Source organism: Marinobacterium sp. xm-a-152 (genome assembly GCF_013282965.1).
Classification (GTDB): Bacteria; Pseudomonadota; Gammaproteobacteria; order Pseudomonadales; family Balneatricaceae; genus Marinobacterium_E.
Genome location: NZ_WBYI01000001.1, coordinates 266,562 through 288,488, shown reverse-complemented (window position 1 = coordinate 288,488; position 21,927 = coordinate 266,562). Strand labels below are relative to the sequence as shown.

Below are 21,927 nucleotides of genomic sequence, written 5' to 3'. Positions count from 1 at the left end.
GTTATATCTTTACTTTTACTATCAACCGCTTGCCGCGACCTTCTCCAGCGATTTTTAAATCCAGATCGCCATTTAACTGATCAACCATAGCACCGACTATGGCCAAGCCTAAGCCGCTGCCTGGTTGAGATCTCTGATTACCGCGAACAAACCTCTGCTTCAATCCGTTTAGATCTTCTGGCGCTAAATCGGGTGCCAAATTCTCAACACTAAAGGCACCGTTCGACTCTAATCGGATGATGACAGGGCTCTCATTGGGCGCATACTTCAAGCCGTTTTCGACTAGGTTACTGAGTATGACGGCTAAGGCGTCAGGATCGATATCTAACAGTGGCGGTGATTCGCTGATGATTTCGACTCGATCATTACGAGGGTCTAGCTCACGGGCAATCATCTTAACGATGAGCTCAAGATTGGTTGGCTCACCCTTGTATAGGGTTACCGATTCAGCGCGCGCTAATTGAAGCAGCTTATCAATCAGACGAGTTAGGCGTGCTAAGCTGGATTGAACAATCTTGAGTCGCTCAGCTTGATCCGTCGAACCAAGCTCATCAGAGAGTCTCTGCAGTTGAACGGACGCTACAGCCAGTGGGGTTCTTAACTCATGTGCACTGTTGGCCGCAAACTCACGCTCCGCTACCAGAGCGGTTCTAAGTCGATCAAGTAGGGCATTAGTGGCCCTTTGAACCTCTAAAAAGTCCTGTGGTAGCTCAGCTTGTGCGATTGGCTCTAAATTACTGCCGCTACGTGTCGCCATATTCTCAGCAAACTGTTGAACGGGCACTAAACGTCGTCTCACTGCGATGTAGACCAGCAAAACGCTCAATGGTAGCGCAATGGTAAAGACCAGTAAAAAGAGCAGGGCGGTATCAAATAGGACGCCGTAGCGGTGATCGACGGTCTCCGCGACCTGAAGATGGTAGCGACCATCTAGCGATGAAGCTGTATAAATGCTGAAATTTTTGCCATGGGTAAAGCCTGTCTGCAAACTATCAAGCATTGGCGTCATGGGCGCATTATTCGAACGCACCAGTATTCGCCCCTTAAAGTCACGCAGTTGATACATCAGGTATTCGGGTTGATCGCCCAAAATTCTTGGACCAACGCTTAGATTGAGCGTGCCCAGTAAGCTTAGCTCAGGTCTTAGATCAAGCAGGCCGAATTGGTTAAGTCGGTAGTCGGATATAGCGAGAGGCAAAACACGTTGTGCGGTCTCTTTTAGGCTTTGATCGTAGGTTGAATTGAGCTCCTTAACGAGTACCCATAGCGCGACCACCGTTGCCAATAACCAAACCAGCACCAAGCTCAGTGCAATTTGTACGCCGAGCTGAGCGGCTAAGGTTTTGGGTTTTAGAAACACGCTAGGCCTCTAAACGGTAGCCAAGGCCACGTGCCGTTTTAATTAGCTCTTTACCCAGTTTCTTGCGTAAACGACTGATGTAGACCTCGACGGTATTACTCTCTACCTCATGTCCAAAGGCGTAGAGACGATCTTCGATCTGCTCTTTGCTGACAATGTGTCCGGGTCGTTTAATCAGTGTTTCTAAGATACTCCACTCACGAGCCGTCAGCTCGACATCTTGCTCGTCGACCTGCAGTGAGTGTTTTTGAAGGTCGGCTGTGATTCGACCAAAGGTGACCGCATTGGTCGCTAATCCGGCTCCTCGGCGTGTTACCGCCTGAATTCTGGCATTGACCTCATCCAAATCGTAAGGCTTGATCACATAGTCATCGGCACCGGCATCAAGACCGGCAATTCGATCGCTGATTTGATCACGCGCTGTCAGGATGATGACAGGGGTTGTAAGGCCTGCTTGGCGACGCTTTTTAAGCCATGGGATGGCATCGCCGTCTACCAGCTGTAGATCGAGAAGAACAATATCGTACTCTGTTGTTAGTAGAGCGGTTTCGGCTTGGCGCAAATGATCGAAACCATCAACTGCCATGCCTGAAAGCTCCAGATGCTCTGTTAAAGCGTTAGCTAATGCCAATTCATCTTCGACGAGTAGTACGCGCATGGCCAGCTCCCTGGTAGTGAATGCTCAATTTGGTTATTGGGCCAAAAGAGAATGAAAACAACCTTAACTAAGGCGTTTAGCTGATCTGCATACCTGCAAGAACCAATGCCGTTAGCGTTTTCTCAGCCTGATCATAGACCTCTAAATTGAGTCGTCTTTGCCCCAGAGCGGCCTTCACTTGAAGTTCGTAATCGGCGTAGTGTTGGGTAGATGCCCAGATGATAAAGAGTAGATGCTCTGCAGAGAGGTCAGGATTAACCTTGCCTGTTGATTGCCACTGTTTGATGATGTCACAACGGCCGGTAAACCACTCATGGTACTGCTTACCGAAGCGTTTTTTCATATGCGGTGCGCCGTTGATCACTTCCGCTGCAAAGATACGCGAAGCTTCTGGGTTTTCGCGTGAAAAGGTGATCTTTTTAGAGATATATTCCGTGATGAAGGCTTTAGGATCATCTTCGGCGACCAGTAGATCGAGGGATCCATCCCAAAGTGAAAGAATGTGTGTTAACACCTCTTGGTAGAGAGCCTCTTTAGAGCCAAAGTAGTAGTGTACATTGGGCTTTGGAAGCTCGGCTCTATCCGCTATGGATTGAACGGTGGTGCCTGAAAATCCTTTTTGGGCAAATTCACGTACCGCAGCGTTAATAATGAGTTGGCGGTTACGTTGACGAATGGCGCCGGTGTTTGAATCTTGGTTCATAGTAGATCTCTACTGAAGGGTATAAATACCACCCGTTTGATGGGCTGTTCTGTTACTCTAACGACTTGATCTTGTGGGTCAAGTTTTTACCGATCTCAATCTGTTAGCTTAAGGTTTTTACTGTGTTTCGACTCTTTGAGCGTTTTACTCAGCCCTACCCAGAACAGGGTGAATTACAGCCCCCTTCAACGCTGTTTGCGTTCATGCGTTTTTATACCAAAGGGTTTGAGATTCCGCTGTTAATCCTGTCGTTAAGTACCGCTTCCATTGCGATTCTAGAGGCGGTTCTATTCAGTTTTATGGGTGATTTGGTTGACTGGATTTCGACCATGACACCAGCTGAGTTGCTCTCTGAAAAGAGCTCAGAACTCTGGATGATGGCAGCTGTGCTATTGATCCTGTTCCCGTTGCTAACGCTAATCCACTCTTTGGTGATGCACCAATCCCTGTTGGGTAATTATCCAATGGCGATTCGCTGGCTGTCTCACCGATACCTGCTTAAACAGAGTGTCAGCTTCTATCAGAATGACTTTGCGGGTCGTATAGCGACCAAAGTGATGCAGACAGCGCTCTCCGTTAGGGAAGCAGTGATGAAACTCTTGGATGTGATGGTCTATGTGCTGGTCTACTTTATCAGTATGTTGGTGCTGGTGGCTCAATCAGACTGGCGCCTAATGATTCCCATGCTGGTTTGGTTGATCTGCTACATCGGCATTCAACTCTTTTTTATTCCTAAGTTAAAGCGGGTTGCGACTGAGCAGGCCGATGCTCGTTCAGTGATGACAGGCCGTATTGTCGACAGCTACACCAACATAAGCACGGTAAAGCTGTTTGCCCACACTCAGCGTGAGTCAGATTATGCCAAAGAGAGCATGGATGGCTTCCTAAAAACGGTCTACAGCCAAATGCGCTTAGGGACCGGGTTTAACGTGCTGGTTAACCTCATCAATTACCTTCTGACCTTTAGTGTTGCCGGCGTTTCCATTTATCTCTGGTCAGACTCAATTGTTACAGTGGGTGCGATAGCGATCGCGGTGAGTCTCTCTCTGCGATTAAGTGGCATCTCTCACTGGATTATGTGGGAGATCAGCATGCTGTTTGAGAATATCGGAAGCTCAGTTGACGGCATGAGAACGCTCTCTAAACCGATCGATATCATTGACAAGCCTGACGCGTCTGAATTGGCGCTCGTGAATGGCGAGATTGAGTTTGATGCGATTCAGTTCAACTATGATGTCGAAAAGCCTGTGCTGAATAAATTGAGCTTACACATCAATCCGGGAGAGAAAGTCGGTATTGTGGGGCGCTCAGGTGCCGGTAAATCAACGCTGGTTAATCTCCTGTTGAGGTTTTACGACCTGCATTCTGGTCAGATTAAAATTGACGGTGTCGACATTACCGATGTGACGCAAGACTCGCTTCGAGCGCAGATTGGCATGGTCACTCAAGATACATCTCTACTGCACCGAACGATTCGCGAGAACATTCTCTATGGACGCCCTGATGCCAGTGAGGAGGAGCTGTTGAAAGCCTTAAAGCAGGCTCAAGCGGATCTGTTCATTAATGACCTAACAGACCCTGAGGGTAATCGTGGTTTGGATGCGCAAGTGGGTGAACGTGGCGTCAAACTGTCCGGCGGGCAGCGTCAGCGCATCGCCATCGCGCGTGTGCTGCTTAAAGATGCGCCTATTTTGGTCCTAGACGAAGCAACGTCCGCCTTGGACTCTGAAGTGGAGGCCGCTATTCAAGAGAGTCTTTACCAATTGATGCAAGGTAAGACCGTCATCGCCATTGCGCACCGTCTATCAACCATTGCAGCAATGGATCGACTGATTGTGATCGATGAAGGGCAAATTGTGGAGCAGGGGACACACCAAGAGCTACTCAATTCCGGTGGGATCTATGCGCAACTCTGGGCCCATCAAACCGGCGGTTTCCTGGGTATAGAGTAAATATCTACTACTCAATACAGGATTGAGCTTGTCGCTCTTGCTCAGACAGGTGTGATTCTCGTTTGCGCATCCACAGGCGTGTTAACAGTGTGCCGATAACGTAAGCTGTTAACACGATCAAAATATCACTGTTAACAAAGCTGACCGCGGTGATCATTGGGCCTGGGCAGTAGCCAGCGATTCCCCAACCCACGCCAAACAGAGCCGCGCCAAGTATCAGGCGGCGATCAATCTGTTCCTTAAGTGGTGTTCTGAATAGTGTGTTGCAGACCGGTTTATTTCGCTTTAGAATCAAGGGTGTAGCCACTATGTTTACAGCTAAGGCTCCTGCCATGACAAAGGCTAATGAGGGGTCCCATTGCCCTGTAACGTCAAGAAAGTTGACCACCTTGGCGGGATCGATCATCTGGGCTACAGAGAGACCAAGACCAAATAGGGTGCCTGATATCAAAGCGACTAGTAAGGATTTAATGTTCATTAAGCGCCCCCTACAAGATGGCGAACAATGAACACTGTTATCATCGCTGTCAGCATAAAGATCAGCGTTGCTACAAGAGATCTAAAGCTTCTACGAGCCAAACCACATATGCCATGGCCGCTGGTACAGCCAGTGCCAAGTGCTGAGCCGATGCCGACCAAAAGACCGGCAAGGATCAAACCCACTTTTCCAGTAACGGGCTGAATGCTCTCTACACCAGGTGAGATGCCAAATAATTGGTAAAGCACACCGCCTACAACTAAGCCGACTAAAAATAGAATACGCCATGGGATATCACCTTTTTCGGGAAGAATAACACCACCGGCTATCCCTGAAATACCCGCTATCCTCCCTTTAAAAAGCAGAAGAACGGCAGCCGACAGGCCAATTAAGGCACCACCAAGGAGTGCACTGTAAGGTGTGAAATTAATAATTTCCATGGGTATAAACGAGTCTTAAATTAGCGATCGGTAATGCTAATGGAGAAGTATAGTTTTGGCTAGAGTTTGTCTAGATCAAAGGGTTACAGACTTAGATAGGATTAAAAGCTCACAGCGTCTCTTGAAAACGCTTCTCGATTTTATCTAGGGTTGAATAACCTAAGGCTAGGGGTGTTATCGATTCATTGTTGACCAAAAGTAGGGCAGGAAAACCTTGAACGCCTAGGGATTTGCAAAACTCTAGTTCACTGTTCAATTTTGAGTCTATCAGTTCACTGCTTAGCAGTTCAGCAAACTGAATTTCATCAAGCCCAATCGACGCGGCGCACTCAATCAGGATGTTTGTATCAGATGGATTTTTAGCCTCTAGGTAGTAAGCCTGCTGAATGGCTTTGCTCATTAGTTGTCGACCCTGTGGATGAAGTTCACCGGCTGCTATGACGGCTCGACAACTAGGGTAGGTTGATCGTCTTGGTGTATTGCGAGTCCAAAAATCGTAGTTGAAGCGAGTACCTGTTTGAGACTCAATCCGTTGCCAGGTCGATGCGATCGCCTCACGCATCGATTGCGGCATAGGCTCATCAGAGTCTGGTGCCAGACCACCCATCACCCAAAGTACGTCGAGATCGGGATGCTGTTGCAGCCAGTTATCTAACGTCTTTGAAAAGGCCCAGCACCAGGAGCACATCGGGTCCATAACATAGATGAGTGATCTGTTTTCCATGTTTTAAATCTTCACTGCAACGCGGCCACGCACTTTACCTTCCAGTAGAGCAGCCCCTGTTTCGATGACCTGATCTAGAGTGATCTCGTTGGTCATGGTGTTAAGATCATCTTGATTGATAATCTCTGCAAGAGCCGCCCAAGCGAATTCACGTTGAGCGATAGGTTGCATCACACTGTCGACACCCAAAAGCGATACCCCGCGCAAGATGAACGGAGCAACGGTCATTTTCAGATCCATGCCCTGTGCCAGGCCACAGGCAGCCACAGCGCCACCCCACTGGGTTTGAGCACAGGCATTCGCCAAAGTATGACTACCCACGCTATCGATAACCGCTGCCCAGCGTTCAGCTTGCAGAGGTTTGCCCGGCTCAGAGAGCTCGGCACGATCAATAATTTCAGATGCGCCCAATGATTTAAGATACTCAGCCTCTTCAGGGCGTCCTGTTGATGCACAGGTGGTGTACCCAAGTTGTTTCAAAATGCGAAGCGCAAAGCTACCGACACCGCCATTGGCACCCGTCACCAGCACCGTACCTGAGTCTGGTGTAATACCTGCTGATTGAATCGCTTGTACACAGAGCATTGCAGTGTAACCTGCCGTGCCAATGGCCATTGTTTGGGCTGCGCTGAGTGCTTCAGGTTTCTTGATTAGCCAATCGGCTTTCACTCGCGCTTTCTCTGCTAGACCACCCCAGTGGGTTTCGCCAACACCCCAGCCATTCAAAATGACTTGATCGCCGGCTTGGAAACGACTGTTTGTGCTTTCGATAACGGTGCCTGCAAAATCAATTCCGGCAACCATTGGAAAGCGGCGGACTACAGGCGCTTTACCCGTAATGGCTAAACCATCTTTATAGTTAAGGGTTGAGTACTCAACTTGCACCAGAACATCACCCTCTGGAAGCTGCGCTTCATCTACCTCAGAGAGTTTGCAGGTGTAACCAGCTGTTTCGTCTTTGTTAATGAGAATGGCTTTCATCGAATGGATACTCCTCTAGAAAGGTTCGACTGGATATAAATTGATTAAAAAACAGGTAGAGCGGGGTGGCTGACTGCTGAAGTTTTGCTCGCAACACAGCACCTTCCCAACCGATCCAAAACGCTTGAGCGAGTTGAGAAGAATCGGCACTTCGAACAACTTGTCCCGCTTGTTTACCTAGCTCAAATAGATCACTTGTTAAATCAGCCCATTGATTAAAAATCGATTCAATCGCATTACGAAAATCATTATCCAACGCGCTAATCTCTTGCCCTAAATTGCCAATCAAACAGCCGCGTTGAAAGTTGTACTTCTGCATTCCATTAGCGGCGGAGGTAACAAAGGCTTTTAATCGCTCAATAGGGGATAGATCGGCATTTAGAAACTGCTTATTCAGTTGATGCTTAAAGAATTCGTTGTAACTTTCGATTACCGCTAACCCAAAGCCAGTTTTAGAACCAAAGTGGTGATAGAAAGAGCCCTTTGGTACCCCGGACTGTTTAAGTAACTTGTCGAGCGGCGTTGAGGCAAAACCCTGTGAGGTCATTAACTCGGTGCCTATTCGTAACAGCTTCTCTTTAGCGCTTAAGTCATTCATAGCAAAGTGTATAGCCAATTTTTAGCCATACTAGACCGAACGGTCTAGAGCGTCAATCAGTTCTAGTCCTCTTTAAATAATTAAAGTTGGCACGCTGATTGCTAGTTGATGGGTTGTATAGATCAACAGAGATATTGGACGAATTTAAGGGTGCATTATGAATAGACAAATCTGTGAGTCGCTAACGGATCAAGCGGTTTTTAATGTTGATAGCTTAACTAACAGCCAATGTAACCTGAACGATGTATGGATCACGGAGCAGATCGATGAAGATGGTAAAGATATCCTGACGACTATATCTTCATGGGTGAATGGCGAGGGAGCGAAATTCGCACTTCAGATCAATTTTCGTTTTGATCCAAACTGCCCCGGTAAAATATGGGCCGACTACCGCTCACAGCCATCGATTATGAATGGGCACATTCTTGATGAATATGGCTTTAAACTACCGACTTACAAGTACCGCCGCTTAAGCTGGGATCTGTTGATGCAGATAGATACCCAAACCTTAGAGGAGAGGGTATCTGAACTGCATAGAACAACCCATTAATCCAAAATGCTTAATTTTTGCTCGGCTATGCTCTTGTTAGGATTTAATTGATGAGTGAGTGAGTCGATACAGGCTGATAGAGCCTCTTCGACCACAGGATGGTATGTCGGCATTTTGGATAGCTGCATTGCTGTCTGTTTTTGCTCAATCGCCCAGGCCATTAAATGGGCCAGATGCTCACCATCAACCGAGACAATCTCGGCCCCTCTAATAGTCCCTGTCTCTCTATCTGCGATTATCTTTATACCGCCAACAGTGGCGTGTTTAACCTTTGCTCGCCCGTTAGCTGTCAGTTTAACGAGAGAAGAGAGAGTCGTTTCATCCTCGACTAAATTGCCGACACGTGCAATGTTTGGCTGTGTAAAGACAATGCCAAGCGCTGTTTTGCGTTTAAACCTTTTAGCGGTTGTTTGATTAGCGTTATAGCCTGCAATCAGACCTTCATCAGCAGCTTCATGCATAACCGCGCGTTCTGAGGTTGCATCACCTGCAATATAAAGTGATGTACCCTCGACGCCCATTGTCTGCTCATTAAAGCTCACCTGTCCATCTAAGATAGCTGCTCCCGCTGCTTCAAGGTTCATTTTCAAACTGTTTGAGCGTCGACCCAGTGCGAGCAAGACCGCATCAAACGACTCTTCAATGCCGTTGCATATAACATTGACACCGCCAGAATCATTTTGATTAAGGGTCACGGGCTCCCCAAGGTGGATTGGGAAATACGTGGATAGTGATTCTAGTGCATCCTCGAGTAGTTCATTATCTTGAATTCCGGCAACCGTTTGAGCTTGATCAAAACCTGCAACACGAACACCCAATTGACTTAAAGCTTGACCCATTTCTAGGCCTATAGCACCCATCCCTATGATGGCAATTGATGAGGGGAGTTTCTCGATCTCAAAAAAAGTGTCTGTCGTGTATAGGTTAGCAAAGTCCTGCCAAGGTTTAGGTATAACAGGGGATGACCCAGTAGCAACGATAGCATTATTAAACGTGATATCTTGGCCGTTAGCCCTAAGGCTATTTTTACCTGTGAATTCAGCATAACCACGGATTAAATGGTTATCATCCATTCTCTCAGTGGTGCGTCCGCGTACACCATTTGTGAACATGTCGCGCATCTTCCTAAGGTGCGTCATTACAGCGACAGGATCCAACTCAAGATGCGAGCTGCCTAAAATACCTTGGCTTTCAAACTGATCTCTACTACTGAATAACTCAGCGGTTTTTAACAGTACTTTCGAAGGCATGCAGCCAACGCGAGCGCAAGTGGTTCCATCTTCACCACCCTGAATCAACAGCCAGGAACGACCGCTCTTTTTGACTTCTGAAAGAGCGTATAAACCAGCCGTTCCAGCACCAATGATGACGGTATCGACTTTGCGATTCGACATAAAAATCCCTTTAATTGATTAATATTAGATAATTCTAATGTGTATCAAGGATTAGATGTATGATCAAAATCAATATCAGGTCAAAAACTATCGATACACTTCATCCATTGGCTTAGCGTGTTGATTAGAGGTGTAGATCAGAGCATTTTTTCGGCTCAGTTTAGAGGGGGAAGAGACCCCACAGCTCTTAGCGATGGTCTCAAGCTCTTTGTGCATCTCTTTAGCATAAGCAGCAACACGAACTGATTTGTTGACGGGATCTAGACCCGCTTGAAGTCGCTTATCATGCGTCGTGATTCCGGTTGGACAGGAGTTTTTATGACACTGCAAAGCTTGTATACATCCCAACGAGAACATGAAGCCTCGGGCTGTTGTGACAGCATCTGCACCGGCACAAAGGGCCCAAGCTACATCAACAGGAGTAATCAACTTGCCTGAGGCGACCAATTTTATCCGTTCTTTTAGGTTTAACTCAGTCAGAATGTTAGAGACTAAGGGGAGTGATTCTTGCAAGTTCATACCCGCGGCATCGATAAGAGACATGGGCGCTGCCCCTGTACCGCCGTTACCCCCATCTAGAGTGATAAAATCAGGGGCATAGGCGTTAATCACATCATCAAACGCGCTTTGCTTTGATTGGCTATCAGCTATATCTGCGGCAGCCGCCGAAGCTCTACTCGTTAAGGCGGTAAGCATCTCCCTGAACTCTGAAATATTACCCACACAGAGTTTGATGCCTACGGGTTTTTCGGTCACTAATCTGACGTGCCTAATGAAATTGTAAAGGTCGTCATAATTCTGAATTTCTTGATGGGTAGGCGGGGAAATGCTGGCTTTACCCTCAGGAATGCCTCGCTGTGCAGCAATCTCAGCAGTCACTTTGTCAGCCGGGAGTATGCCGCCTTTACCGGGCTTGGCGCCCTGAGAGAGCTTAATCTCAAACATTTTCACATTTGAGTTTTCTGCAACGACCTTCAGCTTCTCTTCACTTAATGAGCCATCTGAGTTACGTACGCCATACTTTGCGGTACCAATTTGGTAGACCACATCCGCTCCACCTTGAAGATGCTCTGTGGAAGCTCCTCCTTCACCCGTGTTAATCCAAATACCGGCTTCACGTGCGCCTGCAACGAGCGCTTTGACAGCGGGTTTTGAAATAGCACCAAAGCTCATACCTGAAATATGAAACACCTTGTCTGTGGCGTAGGGGTTGGGACAGTAGGGGCCAAATACCTGTTGTTGAGGCTCTTCATTGCCCGTGTAGGGAAAGACCGAGTTCGCAAAGAGAACATCCCCTTCATGTTGAAGGCGCGTAGAACCAAAGGCTTGAAGAGTAGATTCCTGCTTAGCCGCCTGATAAACCCAAGTTCTATCGGCACGGTTAAAGGGCATCTCCTCACGATCTTGAGCAAAGAAATACTGCCTGAAAAAGACGCCCATCTCCTCAAACATGTAACGTAGTCGCCCAACAACGGGGTAGTTACGACGAATGGTGTGGTCAACCTGATGACGATCACTGACATAAAGCAAGATAAGGCCAGAGACAAAAATCAGAAGGATAACGCCCGGTAGATAGCTCAGAATGAAATCAAAAAAACCAGTAATAATACCCATATACACCTCAATCTATTTGCTTTAACTTAACACGAAGAGATTAATCAAATGTTAAATTTCTTATCCATTTATCATAGAGCAGGGAACAGAAAGTGACTAACCCTTTGACGACGTTAATGAGTACGAAAGAGTTGTTTTCATTGGATTGTGAAACGGTTATTTTTGATTGCCGTTTTGATCTGATGACTCCAGAAACAGGGCAGCAAGAGTACGATGAAGGGCATATTGAAGATGCTATTTACGTTAACTTAGATGAGGTTATGTCCTCTCCAATCACATCCACAAGCGGAAGACACCCATTGCCATCAAAGGAGTCGTTCGCACAGTTTCTAAGGTCCTGCGGTGTTTCTGAGAATACACAGCTGGTTGCCTATGATAATTCGGCTGGTCTGTTTGCGGCTCGTTTCTGGTGGATGTGTCGATGGATAGGCCATGAATCAGTGGCTATTCTTGAGGGTGGCATTAACGCTTGGAAACAGCAGGGCGGAAAGGTCACAACAGAAGCGCCTAATATAAATCAAAAGGGTGATTTGACGGTTAAGGAGAGTTTGGAATCCGTTGTTGATGTTGATGATGTTATTAAGGCTTCTAAACTGAAGGATCGTATTATTGCGGATGTACGTGCAGCCGAGCGCTTCAGAGGTGAGGTAGAACCCATTGATCCGGTCGCAGGGCATGTTCCAAACGCAAAGAACATTCCACTGTCTGATAACTACGACGCTGAAGGACAATTTCTATCTGCAGACCAACTACAACAGATCTATCGCCACAAGCTGGGTGACTATAAAGCGCAGGACCCAATCCTGATGTGTGGTTCTGGTGTAACCGCTTGTTTAAGTCGTTTCTGCATTGAGTTGGCGGGATTGCCACCAGTCAGTGTCTACCCAGGATCCTGGTCTGAGTGGATTAGAGATCCCAATAGGGGTGTTGAAACTGGGAACTAAACAGTCAGGGCAGGGTGTCAGGCCAAAAGCCTGACACCTTAATACTTTAGGCCTTTTTAACGAACTCTGATTTCAGCATCAATTTGCCACAATCGATATTGTGATCCCCGTCTACTAAACGTCGAACTTGGAATTTAGTGCCAACTTTCTCTGTACCACCACCTTTGACTTTAAGATCTTTAATCAAGGTTACAGAATCACCTTCTTGCAGCTGATTACCGTTTGCATCTTTAACAATCAGCAGGTCTTCAGACTCAGCCGCTGCATTGGGATCCCACTCATATCCGCATTCAGGGCAGACAAGTTGTCCTTGATCTTCATAGGCATATGGAGAGGAGCATTCAGGGCAAGCTGGGTATGAGTCTGACATCGGAAATTCCTTAATAAAAATAAGGGATTAATCATACCTGATTTAAAGCAGTTCATAAAAGTTATCCACACTGAAAAACCGCATCAATCCTCACCTAAAAGCATCATGAATCATTTTAATAGAGCCAAATAACGGCGGTTAGCAGGCTTAGATACGCGCGAAGATAAAGGGGTATAAAAATAAGGTTGATTATTGTTTTGTTCGGTAAACAGCTGTTTTTAAATATTTAAATAAAGGAGATAAGGCAATTTTCGTTAAAGGTTAGATAAGCTCAACTGTTTTTAACCCTTACGCAAATATATGACGGAAGGCGCTACAAGCTCTGAATGTGATTGTTTGCACACAAGTGATCCTCAGATTGATTAACACAACTATCAACAGCCAATGGTTTGGTTGGGGTCAATCGGTTTTCAGTGCTTATTAAGCCTTAAGGGTGGTGATTGATTCTTTTTAGGCGCTATTAGATGTGTTGATCTGATGGTTTTTATCGGTCTTTCAGTATTAGGTTAGCGAATAATTACCTAAACATAGCTACTGCAATAACCATATATAAAGATACGTATAATATATATTATGTTAAATATAGTATTATAAATAAAAGGCAGGAGATCCCTACCTCTATCTTTTGCCACAAAGCGAATAAGAACCTTACAAAGCGCCTTTGTAGATGCCCTTGGTGTCTATGTCGATAGCAAGCTCACCAGTTTGCAATGATGAGTCATCTGCAATGGTTGCGACCAGCTCGTCACTGTAGCCGATTAGGTTGATCCCCTCCTTGTCGAGAAGCGTCATGACGCGCTCTAGCGCAGAGATAACGGACATTTGGCGTGCTGTGAAGCCTGGGCTCTTTGCGGCGCTACTCTGGATATCTCGACGCTTAGTGGAGATCTGTTTTAGCACATAACCATCATCATCAATCAGTGATAGCTTAAGATCTATCGCCCTTGCATCAATGATTAGACCTTTGAGCTGCTCAAATTGCTGCAAGCTAGAGACATTGATATTGTCTCCAGGATTGCTGTTCGTAGCAATTTTCTTGAGCTTATCGGTGTCCGCACAGGGTTTAACGTGAATGAGCATGCTATTTCCGGTCTCTATTTAAGCTTCAGCTGCGCGTTTTCTGTCGATAATCTCAACACTTCAGCATTAAGGCGCGCAATCTCTTCGGCCTGTATTTTCAACCGTACTTGTGCTTCAAGCAAGCCCTCATTGTTGTGTACGCCCGCTTCGGATTGCTTTAGCTTGGTCTCAGCATCCATTAAGGCTTTGGCTGCCCTGTATGACTGATCTCGCTCATTACCAAGATTGGTTACAGCCTGGTTCAATTCCATTTTAAGCTTGCTGATCTCGTTATTTCTTTCGCTAATAATAGTATTTAAATCAACTATTTGTTGGGTATATTTACTGTCAATTGTTGACAGCTCTTCTGTGAGTTTCTTGCGCTCTTCGTCAGCCTCTTTGTGCTTGCTTTCACTGGCTCGGTTTGCGTAGGCAATCGCATCCGTCCAGATCTTGCTGGCGAGCTTAATAACAGGCTCTGGAAGATCGTAGCCACTGGCTTGCGCGTCTAATCTCTGCCCTAACCCGCTCCACCACTCATTGAGTGCTTTGTTAATTGTGGTTAATGAGCCAGACCCGAGTCTGTCTCTGACATTTTGTTGGGTGGGTTTGATGCCCTGCCTTAGCAGTTCGTCGGCAATTTCGTAGACTTGTTCGCGTTTTATACTGGTCATTTGATACATAATACATATTTAAAATACGTACTATATAGATAAGACGAGCTGTTATCTAGCAACACACTGCTCAACAACTTCCAGAAAGGTATTCATTGATATGGGTTTTGCGATGACTTTATTCGCACCGGCATCGAGTAGTGCCTCAGACTCCTGCCCCATGACGGCGGCAGTCACTGCCACTATGGGTACAGACACACCCTCTTTTCTTAGCTTTTGGATCATTTGCCGGCCATCCAGTACCGGCATAAAGAAATCACTTAGAATGAGGTCATACTCTTTGCGAGTCGCCATTTCGTATCCTTGATGGCCATTTTCCGCGACATCCACCTGGTTTACTAATTTACCCAGTAGGTTTTTAGAGACCATTCTTATGATGGGGTCGTCCTCAACGACCAGTAGGTTAAGGCGCTTAAGCAGATCTCCAGTATCTTTAGATTCTTGTCTAAACACTGGCTCAGACTGCTTTGCATTAAGATCAACCATAGGTATCTTGACAACAAAACGAGCGCCACCCTGCTCATTTCGATCGACATCAACGTCGCCATGCAGCTCGTTGAGTGATTGCCTTACAATAAACAAACCAAGGCCACTGCCATCAACCTTTGTGCCCAGCCTTTCAAACGGCTCAAATATCTTATTGGTTGCCTCTTTCGGTATTCCTTGGCCATCGTCAGATACAGTGAGCACCAAGTAACCCTTATCTACTCTTTGTATCCACTCAACCTTCACATTAATTGTGCTGCCTTTAGAGTGATGTATTGCATTCTTTATCAGATTTAACGCTATGATTTTTATGCGTTGTTTATCTGACTCAAGCCTTATATTTTCGTTATCTATGAGCTCTAATTTCACAACCATGCCGTTGAGCTCAGCTAACCTTGTCAACTGTGAGTGAGCATCGATTAATAGCTGATTAGGATGGAATGCTGTCTTGCTTATTGGCAGCGCCCTTTCAGGATTAACCGCTTGCGTCATGTCCTGCAGTACAGACATCAGATGATCAACGGTATTTTTCATCTGTTCTGTATGTTTTGGACTAGGAGCACCCTGCTCTAGATCTTCAATAAGCATTTGCAGGGTAGCGACAGGCGTTCTCATCTCGTGAGAGATGATGGCGAACAATTGTCTCTGATTGATCAATTTCTCTTCGATTTCGGTCAGTTTTGATGGATCAAAGAGATCGATACGCTTAAAGCGAATATGTTTTAAATGAGGCGCAGTTTCTGTTCTCGTTTCATAGGCTGACAGATGATGCACCTCTTTATCAATTCCTCTGTATCGAAAGTTGGTGCCAGACCGTATTGGTGCCGTTTCAATGAGTTTATTAGCTGGGGTGAAATAAGCGTCGAACTGATTCAGAGGTAGAGGTGTTGATAAGACAAAAAACTGCTGAGCCCTGGCATCTAAATGAACCTTCTCAGTACTAGAGTCTATGACAATATCAAATTGAGATTCATCGAGTGAATCAAAGGCTTTACACAACTTTGTATATTGCGTGTCTGACTCGATTTGATGATTGTTTGATCGATTCTGCTTCAATGGTCACTGCTTTAACTAATAACTTTAGTTAAAACATAGCAGGAATTATGCCAATCGCTACTCGAGCTCTAATTTTTTTAATGAGTCAGGCGAGTTTTGCTCATCCGCTAGGGTAAAGTTCATCGGACGATTGGTGTTCGTGGTTGTTGATGAATTGTCTCTACTGTCCTTTATCTCTTCAACTTGAGAGACATAACGTTTAGATATCATCACAACCGGGTTGTTCTCTTTGGTGTCGTCTAGGTAGAGTGGGATGAAGGAGCGGTCATCATTCATAATATCTTGAAGTCGCTCCCCTGGGGCTAGATAGAATGCTCCGACTAGACGGGCCCCATCATGCATACGGACATACACTTTCAAAGCGCTTTTACTTACGACTTTACTGCCCTGCATGCTATTTCCCCTAGAGTGTTTTATTGCATTCTAGCCTAAATTATTAATTTTGAGTAACTGTAGGAAAAGCGCAGAGTGATCTAAGTCACCTTTACCCATATTCTCAGAAAGATCTTGATACCGCTCATAAATGGCTTTTGTAACAGGCAGCTCTAAGTTCAATGATTGCGCAGCTTCGAGAACATTTTTCTCATCTTTGAGTTGAGTTGTGACTTTGCCGCCCGGTTCAAATGTTCGTTCGCTCATACGCTTACCGTGTAACTGAAGGATGGTGCTATCAGCAAACCCGCCTGACAGTGCGCGTCTAAAGGCTTCAGAATCAACGCCTGCTCGTTCCAGCAGCAATACAGCCTCCGATACAATAGCGATGGTACCGCCTACTATAGCCTGATTGGCCAGTTTAGATAGCTGACCAGATCCTACATCCCCTACTCTTGTGGCTCGCCCCATTGATGAAAAAACGACATTGGCCTCTTCGAATGTTCGCTCATCACGACTTCCTGCCATAATGGCCAGTGTACCCTCTTCGGCGCCTTTCACTCCTCCTGACACAGGTGCGTCTATGAAACGTGCACCGGTTGATTCAACTTTGTCAGCGATGCTGATGACCTCTTTTTGCGATGTTGAGCTCATATCGATCACCAGATGCTGTTTCGTGAGTTGAGGCAGTAGCATAGAGATAACCTCTTCGACGACCTGGCCATCAGCTAGCATGGTAATAATGATATCGCTCTGTGCGACTTCGCTAAGGTCTTCGGCAACAGCGGCGCCATCCTCTTTTAAGGACAAGCATTTCTCTTGCGTTCTGTTCCAGACGGTTAACTCTACACCCTCACTCAACAAGCGCTTTGCCATAGGCAAGCCCATTAGGCCAATCCCAAGAAGAGAGATCTTAGACATAATTACCTCAAAATTTTTTAGCACTTTTTTATTTTTGTACTAATTTGTTAATAAACACCTTATATGTGAATTTACGACACATGCAGTTTGGGTGAACTTTAAACCGATTGATAAAAGGTGTTTTATGAGAATCGCCGCTCACCCTGAAGATGAAACTCAACGCATTGCTAGCTTAAAATCCATTGGTCTACTCGATACGCCCAGTGACCTCTATTTCGATCAGCTTACAGCTCAGGCGGCTCATATTTTTAATACCCCTATCTGCGCTGTCTCAATAATAGATAGTAAGCGACAGTGGTTTAAATCCATTTACGGATTAGATGTTTGTGAAACCGGTCGTGATGAAGCTTTTTGTTCCCATGTGGTTCACGATCACAAACTACTCGAGGTGCGTAATGCCCTTGAACATCCTGACTTTCATGATAATCCACTGGTGATCGGAGCGCCAAACATACGCTTCTATTGCGGCACCCCAATACACGACACTAATTGTTTCTGTCTAGGTTCGTTCTGTGTCATTGATACAAAGCCACGCCAGTTTACTGAGGAGCAGAAGGAGCTTCTAAACTCTTTTGCCCTGCAGGCTGAAGCTCTCATCGCCTTACATGTGCGACAAAAAGATAACGAAGAGAAAAACAGAGAGATTATTAGTTCACGTGATCTTCTTCGCCGTGAATTGGCTAGGCAATCAAGCCTTGTATCGAATGCAGCCGCTGCCGTTATTCGGATCAGTCACCGCGGCATTATCGAGGATGCTAACAAAAAAGCTGAATCTCTATTTGGCTACTCTATCGACGAGCTTGTAGGTCAAAACATATCAATGTTGATGCCTAAGGATATTGCTAAACACCATGATGGATACCTAAAACATTACGACCGTGATAAGCGCCAAAATGCCACTCACAACAGTTCGGTGATCGGTGAAGGTCGTGAAGTATCAGCCATCAGTAAAAGTGGCGAGCTGATACCCATACATTTGGCCGTCAGTGAAGTGGTTATTGATGACCAATCTCAAAATGAGTTCATTGGGATAGTGACGGATCTTCGTGAAACCAAGCGCAAAGAGCGTGAGTTAGAGCGACAAAGTATGCTGCTGGATAAACTTCACAAAGGTCTAACTGATTATGAAGCGCTGATCAGTGGCAACTCTATATGGTCTTTTCTGCAGGAGTCATTACGCGAGTTAACCAATAGCGAATATGCGCTGATTGGTGAGGTGGATCCAAGCAAGTCAGAACCTGAACTGATCGTTCACTCTTTAACTGATCTCTCCTGGGATAAAGAGTCGAAAAGTTTGATGCAAAAATTCTTGGCAGGTTCGAGTCGGGTAACCAACACGAAATCCCTGTTAGGTCGTGTGTTTGCTCAAGGCGAGGTGGTCTTAACAGAATCACCCGCCACAGCACCGGGTCGACGCGGTCTTCCTGATGGACACCCTCCTCTGCATAATTTGCTAGGAATGCCTATTAAACAAGGTGATAAAACGCTAGGCATGATCGCCATTGCCAACTCAGAATCAGAGCTGAATGATGAGCTGGTCAATTGGTTAGAACCCTTTGTTGCCACCTGCTCTTTACTGATTCAGCTCTACCGTCAGATGAATGAGCGGGAACGTTTCACAGCGGAGCTTGAAGCAGCGAAGGATCTAATCGAAGATGCAAGCCGTGCTAAGAGTGAATTCTTAAGCTCTATGAGCCATGAGTTAAGAACACCACTGAACTCAATCATTGGCTTCTCAGAACTGCTCCAAGCTAATAGAAAGACCCCTCTCAATGAGAAGCAGTCAAAACAGGTGCACCAAATCAACTCGAGTGGTAAGCATCTTCTGACACTGATCAATGACATTTTAGATCTTGCCAAAATTGAAGCGGGTAAGCTCTCAATTTCACTAGAACCTACGCTGGTCGATAGCGTTGCCAATGAAACCCTAGAGGTGCTGCAGCCACTAGCGGACAAGAGTGGTATCTCTATTCTGGTTAAAGCTAACGCACAGCATATTGAGGCGATGGCAGACTACACCAGACTCAAACAGGTACTGATCAACCTGCTCTCCAACGCCATTAAATACAACCGCCAACAAGGTTCAGTTGAATTGTCTTGGGAGGTGGTTGACCAATCAGTACTCGTGCATGTTCAGGATACCGGGATCGGTATCAGCGATGATCAGATTGATCATATATTTGAGCCATTCAATCGAAGCAATGCAGAAAACTCTGGCATAGAGGGAACCGGTGTCGGGCTAGCGCTAACAAGAAAGGTTGTCGAATATATGAATGGTACGATCGATGTGAAAAGCGATCACACCGGAAGTACCTTCACTGTAACGCTACCACTGGCTAACTGCCAGGTTAAGAGTGACTCATTCACATCCGGCAAGGTACAAAATGATCAACTCAATACTGATCTAACCAGCCAATCAGAAAAGGTTGTTCTTTACGTTGAAGATAATCCAGCCAATCAGCGACTCATGCAGGATATTTTTGAAGATTTTGAAAGCATAAATCTTGTCGTTGCTCATGAGCCCTTCCTGGGTTTAGAGATGGCTAAAACCCATCGGCCTGATCTTATTATTCTTGATATCAATATGCCGGGAATGGATGGATTTCAGTTATTAAAACTCCTCAAACAGGAGCCAAGTTTGGAGGGCACTCCCTGCATCGCGCTATCGGCCAATGCTATGCCAAACGATGTTAAACGAGGCTTAAACGAGGGATTTGATCACTACCTAACCAAGCCGATCGATATACCTAAATTTTACGACCTAATTGATGACTACTTTGAGGAGGTAAATTAAATGAGCCGCGAAAACATTCTTGACGCCAATATCCTCATAGTTGATGACAACGAAGCGAACGTACTTCTTTTAGAAGATCTATTAGAGGATCAGGGTTTTACCCACCTAAGGTCTTTAACAGACCCCTTACAGGTTCTTCAAGAGACAAAACAGAGCCTGCCAGACCTGATACTTCTAGATATTCGAATGCCTGGCATGAATGGCTTTGAAGTCATGCAACAATTGGACGAAGCAATGCCCAACAAACGGCCTCCCATCATAGTGCTAACCGCGCAAACTGATATGGAGACCCGCACAAAAGCGCTGGCATTAGGGGCGGTCGAGTTTTTAAATAAACCCTTTGATCATCAGCTGATTATTGAACGCATCAGCAATATTCTAAAAACGACATTGGGTTCGGTTAGAACAGCCTCTGACTCAACTTATATAAATGCTTACATAGCGGATGATGATATTGCCTCTCTGAAAGCCCTGGGTTACACCGATGAAACCACTGGATTGCCTAACCGAAGAGCAATTCAGAAACATATCTTTGAAGAGTTTGCGCTAGAGAAGGACTTAACGGCCTACTTTATTGAAATAGATGGAGCGGATGCTTTAGCAAAAACGTACGGCTATGAGATATACGATCGAGCCATGCAAACGCTCGCCAAGCTTATATCGGAGTCAGCTGCTAATCAGGTCGCAATGATCGGTGCTTGGAATGCCAATCAATTTATCGCGATTAAAGAGACTGAAATTGACCCTGCTTTCGAAGAGCAATTCGCAAGACGCATGCATCGATTGTTAACCGGTATTCATGAAATCGGCACACTGCACTATAAACTTTCTGTCCGAATTGGATTCGCTGTATCTAAAGGACTGATTAAACAACCCGGTGAATTAATCCGGAGAGCGGTACTGGCTGTTCCCTGTCTTAATAGCGGCCTAGATTATGATGCCTACGACCAACAGATGGATGACTCGAACAATCACGAAGCAAAGATTGAATCTGAATTGAGACGTGCCATCATCAATAAAGAGCTCTATCTAACTTACCAACCTAAGGTTTCGATCAGCAAAGGATCTGTCATCGGCGCTGAGGCGTTATTAAGATGGGAAAATAGCAACCTTGGCAAAATTTCACCAGAGCTGTTCATTCCCATTGCGGAGCGAATTGGCATGATCAATGAAATTGGTGAATGGGCGTTTGATGAGTCAGTCAAACAACTTAACAGCTGGCTTAAATCGGGACGAGTCGGCATGGACTTTACATTGGCGATAAACGCATCGCCTATTCAGCTATTCAACCCAAACTTTATATCATTTGTGCAATCAACATTGGTCAAACATGGCGTCTCACCCTCTCAAATTCAAATTGAGATTACAGAGTCTATGTTCATCTCTAATGTCGACTATGCAATCTCAGTTCTTAATGAGATTCGTCAATTAGGCATATCCATTGCGATGGATGATTTTGGGACAGGTTTCTCTTCTCTCTCTTATCTTCAAAATTTACCTTTGGATACGTTAAAAATTGATCGATGCTTTATCGATCAGATGACTTTTTCTGAAAAATCGCGACGCTTAGTTCAAGCAATCATTGCTTTAGCGCATACCTTTGATCTGGTGGTAGTCGCTGAGGGTATAGAGACTAAAGAGCAGTACAGAATGCTCGTAAATATGGGGTGTGACGAGGGGCAAGGTTATCTATTTGATGCACCCCTACTACCAAATGAGTTCCCACCGCAGCCATTAGTGACCAGCGCGAATAGACAATACTCTTTCTCTTAGCAAAGAGGTAAGCAACTTTCTAATAA

21 protein-coding genes are annotated in these 21,927 nt (G+C 45.6%); 5 read left to right on the top strand and 16 right to left on the bottom strand.

Features of this window, described 5'->3' with window-relative positions; all coding sequences use genetic code 11:
• Position 1 precedes the first annotated feature (1 nt).
• The 3 genes from XMA152_RS12785 to XMA152_RS01390 all read right to left on the bottom strand — a co-directional run bounded on the left by XMA152_RS12785 (position 2) and on the right by XMA152_RS01390 (position 2,721).
• Entirely contained in the window at positions 2–1,360 is a 1,359-nt protein-coding gene (locus XMA152_RS12785) for an ATP-binding protein (RefSeq protein ID WP_173482500.1), read from the bottom strand.
• 1 nt (position 1,361) lies between these two features.
• Positions 1,362–2,018 (bottom strand): response regulator transcription factor, encoded by a 657-nt coding sequence (locus XMA152_RS01395; RefSeq protein ID WP_173480948.1) that lies wholly within the window; start codon positions 2,016–2,018, stop codon positions 1,362–1,364.
• 76 nt (positions 2,019–2,094) lie between these two features.
• Complete coding sequence (locus XMA152_RS01390; RefSeq protein WP_173482499.1) at positions 2,095–2,721, bottom strand: TetR family transcriptional regulator C-terminal domain-containing protein; 627 nt, start codon at positions 2,719–2,721, stop codon at positions 2,095–2,097.
• A gap of 122 nt (positions 2,722–2,843) precedes the next feature.
• On the opposite strand from XMA152_RS01390, the gene XMA152_RS01385 reads away from it, so the two are divergent.
• Complete coding sequence (locus XMA152_RS01385; protein WP_173480946.1) at positions 2,844–4,673, top strand: ABC transporter ATP-binding protein; 1,830 nt, start codon at positions 2,844–2,846, stop codon at positions 4,671–4,673.
• 7 nt (positions 4,674–4,680) lie between these two features.
• Here the strand turns inward: XMA152_RS01385 and XMA152_RS01380 are convergent, their stop codons facing one another.
• The 5 genes from XMA152_RS01380 to XMA152_RS01360 all read right to left on the bottom strand — a co-directional run bounded on the left by XMA152_RS01380 (position 4,681) and on the right by XMA152_RS01360 (position 7,894).
• On the bottom strand, positions 4,681–5,151 hold the full coding sequence (locus XMA152_RS01380; RefSeq protein ID WP_173482498.1) for a YeeE/YedE family protein: 471 nt from the start codon (positions 5,149–5,151) through the stop codon (positions 4,681–4,683).
• Complete coding sequence (locus tag XMA152_RS01375) at positions 5,151–5,591, bottom strand: YeeE/YedE family protein (RefSeq protein WP_173480944.1); 441 nt, start codon at positions 5,589–5,591, stop codon at positions 5,151–5,153. Before XMA152_RS01375 ends, XMA152_RS01380 begins: the two co-directional genes overlap by 1 nt.
• Before the next feature lie 109 nt (positions 5,592–5,700).
• Positions 5,701–6,315: a DsbA family protein gene (locus tag XMA152_RS01370; RefSeq protein ID WP_173482497.1), complete on the bottom strand. Its 615-nt coding sequence runs from the start codon at positions 6,313–6,315 to the stop codon at positions 5,701–5,703.
• Positions 6,316–6,318: 3 nt separating this feature from the next.
• Positions 6,319–7,296 carry an MDR family oxidoreductase gene (locus XMA152_RS01365; RefSeq protein WP_173482496.1) on the bottom strand — a complete coding sequence of 326 codons (978 nt, stop codon included), beginning with the start codon at positions 7,294–7,296 and terminating at the stop codon, positions 6,319–6,321.
• Positions 7,277–7,894, bottom strand: coding sequence for a TetR/AcrR family transcriptional regulator (locus tag XMA152_RS01360; protein ID WP_173480941.1), 618 nt, complete (start codon positions 7,892–7,894; stop codon positions 7,277–7,279). The genes XMA152_RS01365 and XMA152_RS01360 overlap by 20 nt, the downstream gene beginning before the upstream one ends.
• A 157-nt stretch (positions 7,895–8,051) precedes the next feature.
• Between XMA152_RS01360 and XMA152_RS01355 the strand changes: the two genes are divergently transcribed.
• Entirely contained in the window at positions 8,052–8,444 is a 393-nt protein-coding gene (locus tag XMA152_RS01355; RefSeq protein ID WP_173480940.1) for a hypothetical protein, read from the top strand.
• On the opposite strand, the gene XMA152_RS01350 is transcribed toward XMA152_RS01355, so the two are convergent.
• Positions 8,441–9,838 carry a dihydrolipoyl dehydrogenase gene (locus tag XMA152_RS01350; protein ID WP_173480939.1) on the bottom strand — a complete coding sequence of 466 codons (1,398 nt, stop codon included), beginning with the start codon at positions 9,836–9,838 and terminating at the stop codon, positions 8,441–8,443. The genes XMA152_RS01355 and XMA152_RS01350 overlap by 4 nt on opposite strands.
• A gap of 87 nt (positions 9,839–9,925) precedes the next feature.
• Entirely contained in the window at positions 9,926–11,452 is a 1,527-nt protein-coding gene (locus tag XMA152_RS01345) for an FMN-binding glutamate synthase family protein (protein WP_173482495.1), read from the bottom strand.
• Positions 11,453–11,544: 92 nt separating this feature from the next.
• On the opposite strand from XMA152_RS01345, the gene XMA152_RS01340 reads away from it, so the two are divergent.
• On the top strand, positions 11,545–12,396 hold the full coding sequence (locus tag XMA152_RS01340; RefSeq protein ID WP_173482494.1) for a sulfurtransferase: 852 nt from the start codon (positions 11,545–11,547) through the stop codon (positions 12,394–12,396).
• Positions 12,397–12,442: 46 nt separating this feature from the next.
• Here XMA152_RS01340 and XMA152_RS01335 read toward each other — a convergent pair whose 3' ends face one another.
• From XMA152_RS01335 to XMA152_RS12780, 6 genes are all read right to left on the bottom strand, one after another.
• A complete protein-coding gene (locus XMA152_RS01335) occupies positions 12,443–12,766 on the bottom strand; it encodes a zinc ribbon domain-containing protein YjdM (RefSeq protein ID WP_173480936.1) in 324 nt (107 codons plus the stop codon).
• A 648-nt stretch (positions 12,767–13,414) separates the two neighbouring features.
• The gene (locus XMA152_RS01330; RefSeq protein WP_173482493.1) at positions 13,415–13,846 is read right to left on the bottom strand and encodes a response regulator; all 432 of its coding nucleotides are present in this window, start codon (positions 13,844–13,846) and stop codon (positions 13,415–13,417) included.
• Between the two features lie 14 nt (positions 13,847–13,860).
• Positions 13,861–14,499: a DNA-binding protein gene (locus tag XMA152_RS01325; protein WP_173480934.1), complete on the bottom strand. Its 639-nt coding sequence runs from the start codon at positions 14,497–14,499 to the stop codon at positions 13,861–13,863.
• Between the two features lie 51 nt (positions 14,500–14,550).
• Positions 14,551–16,041 (bottom strand): hybrid sensor histidine kinase/response regulator, encoded by a 1,491-nt coding sequence (locus XMA152_RS01320; protein WP_173482492.1) that lies wholly within the window; start codon positions 16,039–16,041, stop codon positions 14,551–14,553.
• Positions 16,042–16,098: 57 nt separating this feature from the next.
• Positions 16,099–16,434 (bottom strand): hypothetical protein, encoded by a 336-nt coding sequence (locus tag XMA152_RS01315; protein ID WP_173480932.1) that lies wholly within the window; start codon positions 16,432–16,434, stop codon positions 16,099–16,101.
• Positions 16,435–16,464: 30 nt separating this feature from the next.
• Positions 16,465–17,358, bottom strand: a complete 894-nt coding sequence (locus XMA152_RS12780) for an NAD(P)-dependent oxidoreductase (protein ID WP_371731517.1) — start codon at positions 17,356–17,358, stop codon at positions 16,465–16,467.
• A gap of 100 nt (positions 17,359–17,458) precedes the next feature.
• Here XMA152_RS12780 and XMA152_RS01305 point away from each other — a divergent pair, with 100 nt between their 5' ends.
• Both XMA152_RS01305 and XMA152_RS01300 read left to right on the top strand, forming a co-directional pair.
• Positions 17,459–20,128, top strand: a complete 2,670-nt coding sequence (locus tag XMA152_RS01305) for an ATP-binding protein (RefSeq protein ID WP_173482490.1) — start codon at positions 17,459–17,461, stop codon at positions 20,126–20,128.
• The gene (locus tag XMA152_RS01300; RefSeq protein ID WP_173482489.1) at positions 20,129–21,901 is read left to right on the top strand and encodes an EAL domain-containing protein; all 1,773 of its coding nucleotides are present in this window, start codon (positions 20,129–20,131) and stop codon (positions 21,899–21,901) included. It begins immediately after the preceding gene.
• The last annotated feature ends 26 nt before the right edge of the window (positions 21,902–21,927 follow it).